We start from the raw sequence: 13783 nt of genomic DNA on the forward strand, positions 1-13783 counted from the left end.
TGGACAGCCAATAATGTTTCAATTCATAGACAAGTATCGCCCGGTAATAGACTGTTCTGCATGGATGATCTGTGAAGGAATACCTTCATATACAACTTGTCCACCCTTGCTTCCTCCATCCGGTCCCATATCGATAATCCAATCGGCCTGGCTGATCACATCGAGATTATGCTCAATCACAATAACCGTGTTGCCTGCATCCACGAGACGGTTCATGATCTCCAGAAGATGGCCGATATCCGACATATGAAGACCTGTCGTCGGCTCGTCCATTACGTAAATACTGCCTTTTTTGTGCAGTTCACTTGCGAGTTTGATTCTTTGGCATTCCCCGCCTGAGAGTGTGCTTAACGGCTGGCCAAGTGTAATATAGTTCAATCCGACGTCGCTCATCGCCTGAAGCTTGCGTACCACTTCTTTTAATTGAAAAAACTCGAGCGCTTGCTCAACAGTCATCTCCAGCACTTCAGCAATTGACTTGCCGCCAAGTTTGTACTCTAACACCTCGTCTTTGAACCTTCTGCCTTCACATACGTCACATGGCAGTTTCACGCTGTCCAGAAAGGAAAGGTCTGTATATAAGACACCAAGTCCATGACAGTTATCACACGCTCCTTTGGAGTTGAAGCTGAACAAGCCCTGATTCACCTTATTTTCCTTGGCAAACGCTTTACGCACGTCATCCATAATGCCCGTGTACGTTGCCGGGTTCGACCGTGTGCTTACACCTACTGCAGACTGGTCGATTACTATTGCATCTGCATGCTGACTGAGAAACACCTCGTTGATTAGCGTACTTTTCCCCGATCCGGCAACACCTGTAACGACAGTAAGCACTCCGGTCGGAATATCTACACTCACATTCTGCAAGTTATGCAACGTTGCATCTTTAACAAGCAGTTTGCCGGATGGCTGTCTGCAGTCGAGTTTTAATTGCAAAGGCCGCTTCATGTGTGTGCCAGTCAGAGTGCCCGATTCAAGCAATCCACTGAAACTTCCTTCATATACAATAGTACCACCGCGTTTGCCAGCGAAAGGTCCGACGTCCACGATATGATCCGCAACCTTGATGACATCCGGATCATGCTCAACAACAATCACGGTGTTACCTTTGTTGCGCAGCTTTTGAAGCAATTCATTCAATCGGTGTACGTCACGAGGGTGCAAGCCAACACTGGGCTCATCGAAGATATAGGTGACATCGACAAGGCTGCCGCTTAGGTGCTTCACCATTTTGACGCGCTGCGACTCGCCGCCGGATAACGTATCTGTCTCACGATCCAATGTCAGGTAGTCCAGTCCAATATCCACTAGATGCTGCAGCCGCTCCAACAAAGATTTGATGACCGGTACTGCAACTGCATCATTCATTTCCCGGATGACGCGAATAAGCTGGCCCACTTCCATGGCAGACATCTCCGCAATATTCAATCCATTAATTCTGCAACTGAGTGCTGCCTGACTAAGTCGCGCACCATTACAGCTGGAGCAAGGACCTTCAGAGATAAACGGCATTACCGCTTTTTGAGTACGTTCCGATTTCGTCTTCACATCCTGCTTGATGTACTTGTTCGTGAATTTCTCAATAACACCTTCTACGGTAATATTCGTTGCTTTACCAGCGAAATCCATCTTTACTTTTCTTGCCTTTCCATATAAAAGAAGGTCCAATTCCGCTTCGGAGTATTCGCTTAACTTCTTATCGGGATCAAAGTCTCCTGATTGCAGCACCATGTTCCAATCCCAGCCATCGACGGCATAATCCGGGAGCATGAGCGCCCCTTCGTTTAGAGATTTCTCCATGTCCACAGCCTTGCTCATATCCACGCCAAGTCTGCGTCCAATTCCGTTGCACTCAGAACACATGCCTTGCGGATCATTAAACGAGAACATGTTTACTGGCCCGACATAAGGCTGTCCAACGCGAGAGAATAAAAGACGAAGAATAGGTGAAATATCGGTGATTGTTCCCATTGTGGAGTGAGATCCGCCGCCGAGCCGCTTCTGGTCCACAATCACCGCCATGCTCAGATTTTCAATGGCATCGGTATCTGGCTGCGGAACACGAGGCAGAAACGTACGAACGAACATACTGAAGTTTTCGTTCAACAATCGTGTGGATTCTGCAGCGATTGTATCAAAGACAATCGATGACTTGCCGGATCCGGATACTCCGGTGAAGATCGTAATTTTACGCTTTGGGATGCGCAAGGATACGTTCTTGAGGTTGTTCTCCCTTGCACCAGTGAGTACAATGTACTCCTGATTAGATTCACTCATGCGTTAGAACCCTCCGATTTATTTATTCATAGGATACAGCCATAACTTGGACATTCAAGTTTAACTTTCATTGAGAGGGATTAATCTTGATTTTCAATGTGTGTAGACGGTTGTGGGATTAGACACCATGTCATGACGTTTAGATTGTAAGACACCATTTAGAGCTGTGTCAACGAACCTCTGTTCTTTTCCCGAAAAAGCGTAAGTAACAAGTGGAGGCATATTTTGTCCTCAAATGGTTCACCTTATCTGAGAAGGAGAGGTGTACCTACTTTGACGGATTTAAGTTGCGCTGCACAAGATGCTTCCTCCTCATCTGAAGGTAAGGAGAAGGGAAACTTAAAATGGTGGCAGCTGTCCCTGCTTGGCATCGGCTGTACGATTGGTACCGGATACTTTCTGGGTTCGGGAATAGGGATCAAACAGACCGGACCTTCAATGGTGTTATCCTTTTTGATCGCCGCTCTGGGTACCTACATTGTGTTTCACTTCCTGGCCAAAATGACTACTGCAGATCCTCAGGAAGGTTCGTTCTGTTATTATGCCGGCAAAGCCTTTGGGCGTTGGGCCCGCTTTGGCTGTGGATGGAACTATTGGAGTACTAAAATTTTGATTATGGGAAGCCAGTTAACGGCCTTGTCCATTCTCTCCCGATTTTGGTTTCCTAATGTTCCCCTCTGGGTTTTTGCGGCGGGTTATGCCTTGCTCTCCATTTTTGTTGTCCTACTTGGGACACAATGGTTTGACAAGATTGAGAATGTTCTCGCTGTGGTCAAAACCGCAGCCATTGTCATGTTTATTCTGCTGGCTGCAGCAGCACTCTTTGGCTGGATCCATGGGGGAAGCAATGAACGGCCTGGCATGCCAAGTTCAGCTGCTGAACTGTTCCCAGGTAAGTTTCCATCCTTCTGGTCGTCACTTCTCTACGCGTTTTACGCTTATGGCGGTGTAGAGACTATTGGACTCATGTCCATCCAGTTACAGGATAAAAAGGACGCCCCTAAAGCCGGAAAGGTGATGTTAACCGGACTCTCCATCCTTTATATGTTATCGATTGGTATGGCAGTGTTCATGGTGCACTATACGAAGATGAATGAAAAGGAAAGCCCGTTTGTTACGGCTCTATCGTCATATCATTTGGAATTCTTTCCTCATGTATTCAATGGCGCCATCATCTTGGCTGGTTTTTCGGCCATGAGCGCTTCGTTGTTTGCTGTCGTCAACCTTCTGGTGACCATGTCCAAGGATGGAGACGCGCCTAAGCTGTTCAAAGCAAAATTAAAATTCAAACAACTTCCCCTACCTTCCCTTGTGCTTGCTGCGATTGGCTTATGCGCCTCCATAGTGACAGCCCTGCTGCTTCCAGGAAAGATATATGAGTACATCACTACCGCAGCCGGTATATTGCAGATGTATAACTGGTCCTTTATCATTATCGCTGCCTTCAAAATACTTCAGATCCGCGCCAGGGATGTCACACTTGGCATTTCCGGTCTGGTTCTGTTATTGGGCGCGGTAAGTGGGACGCTAATGAAACCGGACATCCGGGTAGGCTTTTATGTAAGTCTGATCATGATTTTTGTGATAGCTCTGGTCACCTGGATCATGACAAGATGGTGGAAAAAACATAAGATCTCGACGTAGCAAAAAAGAGGGTATCCCGCGAGGATATCCTCTTCCTGTTACAAACGCTATCTATAATAGAGGAATATTTCCCTCTTCGCATTCCCGCCACGTTCTGTCATTCCACACCGACGCCTGCACTTCTCCAACATGCGCTTTTCGCAGCAAAAACATACACAGTCTGGATTGACCAATCCCGCCTCCAATCGTGAAAGGAAGTTCTCCATTCAAGACAGATTGATGAAAATCAAGAGCGGCCCGTTCGTTCGCTTGACTCAGGTTCAATTGCTTTTCAAGTGCAGCGGCATCAACACGTATTCCCATGGATGAGACTTCCAGGGCCTGCTCCAGCACAGGAAACCATAATAAAATATCTCCGTTTAACGTCCAATCATCATAATCCGGTGAGCGACCGTCATGCACAATTCCTGAATTCAGTAGCCCGCCTACCTGCATGATAAAAACAGCACCGTATTGGCGTGTAATCTCATTTTCCCGCTCTTTTGGGGTAAGATCCGGATATCGGTTCTCCAGCTCCTGTGTTGTAATGAAGAAAATCTGATCGGGCAGAATGGGTTCAAGGCATGAGTATTGAGTACAGACTTCTTGCTCTGTTGCTTGAATCGAACGATAGATCTTGCTTACTTCTTCCTTCAGAGTCGCTAGGTTGCGTTGATCTTCAGCAATGACCTTCTCCCAGTCCCATTGATCCACATAGATGGAATGGAGGTTATCCATCCACTCATCCCGTCTGATGGCATTCATATTGGTGTATAATCCTTCACCCACCTGAAAGCCATATGTCTTCAGAGCCATCCGTTTCCACTTCGCAAGGGATTGAACAACTTCAATCTGTCCTTCTTCCATATCCAATGCATCGAAGGAAACGATACGCTCTACCCCGTTCAGATTATCGTTAATTCCTGTACCTTCTTGCAAAAGAACAGGTGAGGGTACCTGTGTGAGATTTAAATGCTGTTCCATTCGTTCCTGAAACTTCTTTTTTGAAAAATGTATGGCCTCAGCAGTTTCCCTTAGGTTCAGCATCGGTTTGTACTTGTTCGGTACAACTATCGTTCGCAGCATGAAAGTACATCGTCCCTTCAGTTTGATTATCATGCAGTTTTCTGCATAACTGATGAGAGCAGTCTATGTGCCTACCATGGCGGTGTCGCGTTGTCCCACTCCAGAATTGAAGCATTTGGGTGTACGCCCATCCTCTACGAGAACAATGCACGCAGCCCTTGAAGCGCAAAATAAACGCCGAACCCAACCAGAGACAAACCGGATACCACGGATATGATGGAGAGGCTTCTTTGATTGAGATAACGCCGCATTCCTGTAGTTAACCCCGCCACAAGCAAATCCCAGAGCGTCAATCCGATGAAGATCATGCTGCTGTAAATCAGCAGATGACTTGTCCCAAATGATACTGCTGTTTTGGCCAGAATGGATCCATAAATGCCTAACCAGAAAATGATGGACATCGGGCTGGTAATCGACATGAAAAATCCCAGCATAAAGCAGTGAAAGAGGGAATCCTTGCGATTTTTGGCCGAATGCAGCTTCACTTTGTTCATTTGCAGAATGCTTTCGATGCCAGTATAGGTTAGCGTGAACCCGCCAACGAGCCAGAGGAGAATTTGTACCCAGGGGATATTGAGAAATTGAACCAAGCCCATATAAATCAACAACATAAAGGCAGCATCGGCGATCATGGAACCCGCCCCGACCATCCAGGCATGCCAAAAACCATTTTTGATGCCTTTGTCCAACCGGGCTGAATTGACAGGCCCAATGGGAGCAGCAAGCGTCAAACCAAGGAAAATATAACTGATCAGAAGTTGAACACTCAAGACTTCCTCACTCCTACTCGCTTGTCCAGTTTATTTCCCCATCTTATGATCTAATTACGCTTAACATGACAATATAACAACCGTTTATATCGCTTTTATCTATGAAAAATAAAAAGACTATTTCACAGACAGATAAACATGTCTGGAAATAGCCTCTATACGTCGTTATTTGATGCCTCTACATCGTACGATTTTTAGTTTGATCGCTAACCCGAGAATCTTCTTACGCTATAGGTGTTCCTGGTGGTAATTCAATGTCCGGTTTTAACAACACCACATCCCCTTTTTCGGGTACACCCCCTAGAACCAATATCTCCGACTTGAATCCGGCTATCCGGCGCGGAGGGAAATTAACAACACCAATGACTTGTTTCCCTATGAGCACTTCCGCTTCATATCTTTTCGTAATTTGTGCACTCGATTTCTTGATACCAATCTCTTCTCCAAAATCAATCTCCAGCTTGATCGCCGGCATTTTTGCCTCTGCAAAAAACTCAGCATGAATTATTGTTCCAATCCGGATATCCAGCTTCATAAAATCATCAATGGTTGCCATGTATATAATCTCCTCATCTTTTGTTCTATTCCAATATAATACACTAAACCCATTTTTCTTTAGCTACGAAATGACTTGATGATCGTATCCAAAAGTATATGCCCATGCCGAACAATGTAATCAATCCGCCTGTTAATTGAAATGCAGATATCGTTTCTCCCAAAAATAGATACGCCAAAAGAATTGCCAGAACAGGCTCTCCAATAATCCCTACAGAAACCGTCGTTGCGCCGATCGTTTTTAATAACAGGTTAAAAATATTCTGACCAAAAATGGTTGGAATTACGGCGAGCAACAAGAAATAGGTCCAATCCGAAGAACGGTAACCCACCAAAGGGATATGATTGAACAAACAATAAACCAGCATCACGGTCCCGCCCAGGAAAAAAACAAGGATACTGTATAAATTCGAGTCTATTTTACGGCTGACCTTCTGCCCTGCAAGCATATAAGCAGAGACCAAAATGGTTCCCAACAAGGATAGCCCATCTCCTAGTAACGCCTCACGCGAAATCCCTAGATCTCCCCAAGCTATGATAATTGAACCAATGAGGGCAGCAATTAAACAAATGATCGTTAGCATGCTGTTTCGTTCTCTGAACATAAAATAAGAGCCAATCATTACGAATAAAGGCTGCAATGACAAGATGACCATGGAACTCGCCACCGAAGTATGGACCAAGGATTCCATCCAAAATAAAAAGTGTAATCCAAGAAATAGACCTGCTACTATTACGGTAACCCAGTCTTTCTTGTTCATCTTAGAGATTCGAAGGGCTTTCCAGGGTACAAAAGGAAGCATAATGATTACGGATATGTACAATCTGTACATTCCAGCCACAGCGGTTGCCGTATCTGATGATTTGATCATAATCGATGAGATCGAAACAGACAGGATGCTGATTAAAAGCAATACATACGGATGAAGCGGTAATGACGATGGTTTGATTTTCACATGTAAGGCCTCCATGATATTTTATCCAATCGTCTGTGCACAGGATTGTATTGATAACCTTAAGATCTGATATGATAATATCACCGCTTATCGATCATTAGTGCAATAATATCTTTCATTTATATCGAAATATCGTCATTTGAGAGGAATTAACCCCATGGAGAAACCCTTACATGAGACCATCCAATATCCCGATACTTCCTTCCCTTATATCATGTACACGCATACGGTCCACGATAGCATCCCTGAAGGGAGAGGGTTTAACGACCTGCATTGGCATGAAGATTTACAGATCACGTTGGTTACCAAAGGAACACTGGTGATCCAGGTTAACGGGATGGATCATGAATTACATGCAGGTCAGGCCATTCTGATCAATAAAAGCATTCTTCATGTGACGACCCATTTGACGCATAACGGACAGTATGTCAGTTTTAATTTTCCGGAGAAACTGCTGGCTTTCTACTCTGATAGTGCTATGGAGAGAAACTATGTCCTCCCCTATACCAACTCATCTTTCGTATCACTTGTAATCAAAGGCGAAGTTACATGGGAAATCCAAGTATTAGAAATGCTGTGGGATATGAAAGCAAGATTTGAGAAGACCAAACAATGGGGCTGGGAATATGAGGTTTCCATTCAGACGGTACAGTTGTGGCTGACCATAATCTCCAATTTCTCGCTATCGACAGAGGAAGCATCAGCGAACGTGAAGCGGCAACAGGAGAGACTTCAATTTATGCTCAGTTTCATCCACCGTCATTATGCAGATCCGATCACATTACAGGAGATCGCGGATGCAGCTCATCTGAGTGTTTCGGAATGCACCCGAAGTTTTAAGCGTACAATTCATATGACCCCTTACGCCTACTTGATTAAGTATCGAATCAAAAAAAGCTGCGAGTTATTAAGCTCGACCGACTATACAATAACAGAGATAGCCCATAGAGTGGGCTTCAATCATGTGAATCACTTTATTCAGTCTTTCAAAAAACAGTATCAACGAACACCTAACCACTTCCGCAGGGGGGAATAACATGATTGAAATTACGACAAAACTGGTACGTCAGCTGATCCAGAGTCAATTTCCCGAGTGGAAGCACTTAGCCATAGCACCCGTAGACAAAAGTGGACACGATAATCGGACCTATCGATTAGGAAATGAGATGACTGTTCGTTTACCGAGTCATGAGCGATATGCCTCTGCTGTTCAAAAAGAATTGACGTGGCTGCCCGTTTTCAAGCCTTATCTCTCCTTACCGATTCCGGCACCGATTGCAAAAGGTGAGCCTACGGTAGAATATCCTCTACCCTGGTCTGTTAACCAATGGATTGAAGGCAGCACAGTCACAGTTGAAAATATAACGGATCTGAACACATTTGCTGAGGATCTCGCTGGTTTTCTAATTGAACTGGAAGCGATTGATGCAAGCCAAGGTATTCCAGCAGGCATCCAAAATTTTCATCGCGGAGGAAACCTGGCTGTTTATGACCAGGACACCAGATCCGTCATAGACGTTTTACCCAGTCCGTACGATCCTACGCTGTTATTGGAAATATGGGAGCTTGCCCTTGCCACAAAATATGAAGCTGCACCGCTCTGGCTGCACGGTGACGTTGCTGTAGGAAATCTGCTCGTACAAAACGGACGATTGTGCGGTGTCATTGATTTCGGAACGATGGGCGTGGGTGATCCTTCCAGCGACCTGGTGATGGCTTGGAACTTTTTTGATGAAAGGAGTCGTAATATATTCCTCCGCAGAATGAATGCTGACCAAGATATGATTAACCGTGCACGTGGATGGTCATTATGGAAAGCACTTATCACTTATGCCTGGAATGAACCAGGTTCGGAGTCATCCATCTGGGGAAAACGGGTTATCGATGTGATCATCCGAGATTATAAATCACTATAGTTCCTAGTTCATCGTAGTGCATCTAAGATAAAAATAAAACCGGATTCCTATTCGCGGAATCCGGTTTTATGATTGATGATATATATAATAGCTAATTAAGCCAGTCTCATTTTGAAATCCTGATATCCGAATTCACGGACAACTTCACAATCGCCACTTTTTCGTTTTACAGCGATGGCTGGTAATGGCATTCCGTTGAATGTATTCGTTTTGACCATGGAATAGATCGCCATATCTTCAAAGACCAGACGATCGCCCTCTTTCAAAGGCTCATCAAACGAATAATCTCCAATGACATCACCAGATAGGCAAGTTTGACCGCCAAGACGGTACAGGTGAGGCTTCTCTCCTGCTTCTCCGGAGCCAACAAGCGGCGGACGATATGGCATTTCCAGTACGTCTGGCATGTGACAAGTGGCTGACGTATCCAGAATGGCAATGTCCATTCCGTTTTTGTGGAAATCCAGCACAGAAGTCACCAGATAACCCGCGTTAAGCGCAACAGCTTCTCCTGGCTCCAGATAAACTTCCAGGCCATATTTGTCCTGCATGCGTTTGATGCATGCTTCCAGTCTTGGAATGTCATAATCTTCACGCGTAATGTGGTGTCCACCACCGAAGTTAATCCACTCCATTTGAGGCAGCCATTGTCCGAACTTCTCTTCGACTGCGTTCAACGTCGTTTCCAGATCATCGGAATTTTGTTGACATAGTGTATGGAAATGCAAACCGGAGACGCCTTCCAGCAGCTCTGCACGGAAATCCTCCTGTTTGGCACCAAAACGTGAACCCGGAGAGCACGGATCATAAATCTCGTGCCCTTCTTGGGTTGAACATTCAGGATTGATACGCAAGCCAATCTTGCGGCCGGCCTGAAGTGCTTTATCCTTAAATTTCGCAAGCTGCGAAAAAGAGTTGAAAATAATGTGATCGCAGATTGAAATAATCTCATCGATCTCGTCTTCGCGGTAGGCTGGTGCAAATACATGATTCTCTTTGCCCATTTCCTCGTGGCCCAGACGGGCTTCATACAACCCACTTGCTGTTGCCCCGCTCAGATATTGTCCGATTAGTGGATACATCGCTGTCATGGAAAATGCCTTTTGAGCCAGCACGATTTTGGCACCTGTACGCTGCATGACACCGTTAAGGATTTTTACATTTTTCTCAATAAGCGCCTCATCAACAACAAAGCATGGTGTCGGTAATTGCTCAAACCGCATCTTAACGAACGAGCTCCGATTCTTTTGCTTCTTCTGGCAGTTCGTCAACAAGAACCGGGTTGAAGTCTTCTACCCATGGAAGTCCCCATTTGTTCAGCTCTTCCATGAACGGATCCGGGTTGAACTCTTCCACGTTGTATACGCCTGGTTTGTTCCATTTGCCTGTCATGACCATAGCTGCACCGATCATTGCTGGAACGCCTGTAGTATACGAGATGGCTTGGGAACCAACCTCTTTGTAGCACTCTTGGTGATCACAGATGTTGTAAACGTAGTATGTTTTGTCCTTGCCGTCTTTTTTGCCTTTGAAAATGCAGCCGATGTTCGTTTTGCCCACAGTACGTGGTCCAAGGGATGCCGGGTCAGGCAGTACCGCCTTCAGGAATTGCAGCGGGATGATTTGTTTGCCTTCGAATTCGATAGGTTCGATGGAAGTCATGCCCACATTTTCAAGTGCTTTCAGGTGAGTCAGGTAGCTTTGGCCAAATGTCATGAAGAAACGGATTCGTTTCAAGCCAGGAATGTTTTTCGCCAAAGATTCCAGCTCTTCATGGTACAACAGGTACATGTCTTTTTCGCCAACTTCCTTGAAGTCATAGACACGTTTGATTTCCATCGGTTTGGTTTCGATCCATTCACCATTCTCCCAGTATCTTCCGTTTGCCGAAACTTCGCGGATGTTGATTTCCGGGTTAAAGTTGGTTGCGAACGGATATCCGTGATCGCCGCCGTTGCAGTCCAGGATGTCGATGTACTCGATTTCGTCAAAGTAGTGCTTCAGGGCATAGGCAGAGAATACGCCAGTTACGCCTGGGTCAAAACCGCTGCCGAGCAGTGCAGTGATTCCTGCTTTTTCAAAACGCTCTTTGTAATCCCATTGCCAGCTGTATTCGAATTTTGCAGTATCTTCTGGCTCATAGTTTGCCGTATCCATGTAATGCGTTTTGGTTGCGAGGCACGCATCCATGATCGTCAGATCTTGATAAGGCAAAGCCAGGTTCATGACGATATCCGGTTTAACTTCGTTGATCAGAGCAATCAATTCGTCTACATTATCCGCGTCTACTTGTGCTGTCGTAATTTTTGTTTTGCCACCGTCCAGTTTCGCTTTGAGATCATCACATTTGGATTTGGTACGACTCGCAATACAGATTTCCTCAAAAACTTCGCTATTTTGAACGCATTTGTGTACTGCCACAGAAGCCACGCCGCCGGCGCCGATGATTAGTGCTTTTCCCATTTTTACATTCTCCTATCCCATATGTAGATTTTTTTGGTTTTTGATTCAAATGTCCGTTTCAAGGTCTTCTCATTGTTCAACTTCCGTCAATTCCTGACAACAAAAAAAGCAAGGTGAATAAATGCCGCAACCCGCGCATCATCACACTTGCTTGTCGATATACATCGTGAAAAAACGTAAAGTCTCCATAACCAAAAAAGTTCAAAGAACTCCTCTGGTGGAAAGCTCCCTCATGTATATCAATATCAGATCAGAGTCTATATAGCAAATAATTCGCCTTTACCACTCTTATTGACCGTTTCACAAGTTGATGTGCTATTGCACTGGTTGTAAAGTAACCAACTTATAAAATTTGAGCTTTTAACTCAATCAATAAGGCAACATAAGTTGCCAATCGGCGTTTGACCCGGCTGTCCGTATGGCCTTGACTCCCTCATGGAAGTGGTCAAAATTATCTGCTGGAAAGTGCTCGTTCCAATTGATATAACTGCTTTCCAAAATCACAGGTTAAACAATAACAAACACTTTTAAAAAAATCAAGGGATAACTCAAAAAAACTTTTTTCCTCATTCTGGTCCAGAGTTTCCTTTAATCCGATATGCCTTTTCTGTTTAGCTTTCCGAGCTGGTTAATGACATTCATTATGGTTTTCTCTTCTGCTCCGATGCTTACTTATAGTTTGCACAATGTAACAGGAACATATGAGTTATCATCTTCTTCACTGAAGAAAGAACATTTTTATAAGGTCACGAACCATATCCGCAAGAATTACAAGTCTTTTCTGCATTCCCGGATACAATAAGTTAATTATGGAATCAAGTTTATCAACAGACATTAGTATAGTTACTAAAGTTACTGAAACTTTACACCTTTACCCATTTATATTGTTCTCCCTTTTCTTTGTACTTATTTACTTTAGGAATCATTGAAGTTTATGGTTCATTCTTCTCTCTCAATCCTGCCTGCGATAATCTGAGGTGGATCAGATTTTCTGACATGATAGAACCCTTCCTCATTCACTTTGGGAGTAATTTTAACTTTGTCTCCTACTTCAAGCTGCTCAAGGAGCTCCGAATCTTCAACAATATAATGGATTAGGGTGACCTTTTTTTCTCTAAGATCGCCAAAAGGTTGATCCGCATCTTCTCTAGATATATTTTCCGCTACAAGAATTCGATCTTCTTCCTTCTGAAGAATGTAATTCCCAACTTCACTTGTCGAGAATACTTTACATCCACTAAGTGTACATAGAAGAACGAGTAGCGTCACATTTATGACCGATTTTCTCAATTATATTCCTCCTCACAACACAGCTACCTCCTATATTAGACGTTTGGATTAAAACGTTTGTTGCTTCTTCATCTAACATCCACCAACATAAAAAGCCGCAATATGCGGCTTTAATGAGTTACCAAGGAAGCTGACTATCCATATAGTAAAAGCTGCCTGTTGGACCGTCTTCAGACAAGGTAGCCAGACGCACAGCCGTTTTGGCACCTTCCTCTGGGGATAGCTCTGCCTTTTCACCACCCATTTGTGTTTTAACCAAACCGGGATGTACGGAATTCACTTTAAGATTCGTTCCTTGCGTTTTCTGAGCCCAATATGCTGTCAGCATGTTCAATGCTGCCTTGGATGCAGAATATGCAGGTGTAGCAATCCGCTGTGCAAGCTCATTGGTCAGCAGAAATTGTATGGAACCGAGAGCACTGCTCTGATTGACGATTCGACCAGCATCACTTTTCAGAAGCAGAGGCATTAATGATTCTGTGAGATGATAAGGACCAAATGTATTGACCTCAAACGTATCACGCAGTGCATCGCCTTCGTAATCCTCTTTTTCAGCCCATACCCCTGCATTATTGACCAGGATATCCAATCGACCATACGTGTCACTTATCCATCTGGTTACCTTCGCAATATGCTCCGGGTTTGTCACATTCAGCTCCACACCCACGGCTTCGATGCCTTTCTTGCTTAGTTGGTTTGCTGTTTCATCAGCTATTACTTGATTGCGTGCGGCTACCAAAACCGTAATGCCTAATTCGCCGAGCTGTCTTGCAACCTCATACCCAATTCCTTTATTTGCTCCAGTTATCAATGCAATTTTATTGTTTGTCATTTTTTGTTCCTC

At 44.5% G+C, this 13783-nt stretch carries 12 protein-coding genes; 3 read left to right on the forward strand and 9 right to left on the reverse strand.

Annotated features, from left to right (window positions below; genetic code table 11):
* Window positions 1-18: 18 nt before the first annotated feature.
* Window positions 19-2280 carry an ATP-binding cassette domain-containing protein gene (locus CHH60_RS04415; RefSeq protein WP_095358102.1) on the reverse strand — a complete coding sequence of 754 codons (2262 nt, stop codon included), beginning with the start codon at window positions 2278-2280 and terminating at the stop codon, window positions 19-21.
* 273 nt (window positions 2281-2553) lie between these two features.
* On the opposite strand from CHH60_RS04415, the gene CHH60_RS04420 reads away from it, so the two are divergent.
* Window positions 2554-3924 (forward strand): amino acid permease, encoded by a 1371-nt coding sequence (locus CHH60_RS04420; RefSeq protein WP_095358103.1) that lies wholly within the window; start codon window positions 2554-2556, stop codon window positions 3922-3924.
* Between the two features lie 51 nt (window positions 3925-3975).
* Here CHH60_RS04420 and asnA read toward each other — a convergent pair whose 3' ends face one another.
* The 4 genes from asnA to CHH60_RS04440 form a co-directional block, all read right to left on the reverse strand.
* Window positions 3976-4989, reverse strand: coding sequence for an aspartate--ammonia ligase (asnA, locus tag CHH60_RS04425; protein ID WP_095358104.1), 1014 nt, complete (start codon window positions 4987-4989; stop codon window positions 3976-3978).
* 134 nt (window positions 4990-5123) lie between these two features.
* On the reverse strand, window positions 5124-5759 hold the full coding sequence (locus CHH60_RS04430) for a LysE family transporter (RefSeq protein WP_095358105.1): 636 nt from the start codon (window positions 5757-5759) through the stop codon (window positions 5124-5126).
* Between the two features lie 223 nt (window positions 5760-5982).
* Window positions 5983-6315 (reverse strand): chaperone CsaA, encoded by a 333-nt coding sequence (gene csaA / locus CHH60_RS04435; RefSeq protein WP_095358106.1) that lies wholly within the window; start codon window positions 6313-6315, stop codon window positions 5983-5985.
* Window positions 6316-6358: 43 nt separating this feature from the next.
* The gene (locus CHH60_RS04440) at window positions 6359-7270 is read right to left on the reverse strand and encodes a DMT family transporter (protein WP_095358107.1); all 912 of its coding nucleotides are present in this window, start codon (window positions 7268-7270) and stop codon (window positions 6359-6361) included.
* 157 nt (window positions 7271-7427) lie between these two features.
* On the opposite strand from CHH60_RS04440, the gene CHH60_RS04445 reads away from it, so the two are divergent.
* Entirely contained in the window at window positions 7428-8306 is an 879-nt protein-coding gene (locus CHH60_RS04445; protein WP_095358108.1) for an AraC family transcriptional regulator, read from the forward strand.
* Between the two features lies 1 nt (window position 8307).
* Window positions 8308-9186: an aminoglycoside phosphotransferase family protein gene (locus CHH60_RS04450; protein ID WP_095358109.1), complete on the forward strand. Its 879-nt coding sequence runs from the start codon at window positions 8308-8310 to the stop codon at window positions 9184-9186.
* 95 nt (window positions 9187-9281) lie between these two features.
* Here the strand turns inward: CHH60_RS04450 and nspC are convergent, their stop codons facing one another.
* The 4 genes from nspC to CHH60_RS04470 form a co-directional block, all read right to left on the reverse strand.
* Window positions 9282-10409: a carboxynorspermidine decarboxylase gene (gene nspC / locus CHH60_RS04455; protein ID WP_095358110.1), complete on the reverse strand. Its 1128-nt coding sequence runs from the start codon at window positions 10407-10409 to the stop codon at window positions 9282-9284.
* Window position 10410: 1 nt separating this feature from the next.
* Window positions 10411-11649, reverse strand: coding sequence for a saccharopine dehydrogenase family protein (locus CHH60_RS04460; protein ID WP_095287196.1), 1239 nt, complete (start codon window positions 11647-11649; stop codon window positions 10411-10413).
* Between the two features lie 939 nt (window positions 11650-12588).
* A complete protein-coding gene (locus CHH60_RS04465; RefSeq protein WP_095358111.1) occupies window positions 12589-12939 on the reverse strand; it encodes a DUF3221 domain-containing protein in 351 nt (116 codons plus the stop codon).
* Between the two features lie 118 nt (window positions 12940-13057).
* Window positions 13058-13771, reverse strand: a complete 714-nt coding sequence (locus tag CHH60_RS04470; protein WP_095358112.1) for an SDR family oxidoreductase — start codon at window positions 13769-13771, stop codon at window positions 13058-13060.
* Window positions 13772-13783 lie beyond the last annotated feature (12 nt).

Origin of the sequence: Paenibacillus sp. 7523-1, assembly GCF_002276415.1 — a bacterium.
In the GTDB taxonomy this organism is placed as follows: Bacteria; Bacillota; Bacilli; order Paenibacillales; family Paenibacillaceae; genus Paenibacillus; species Paenibacillus illinoisensis_A.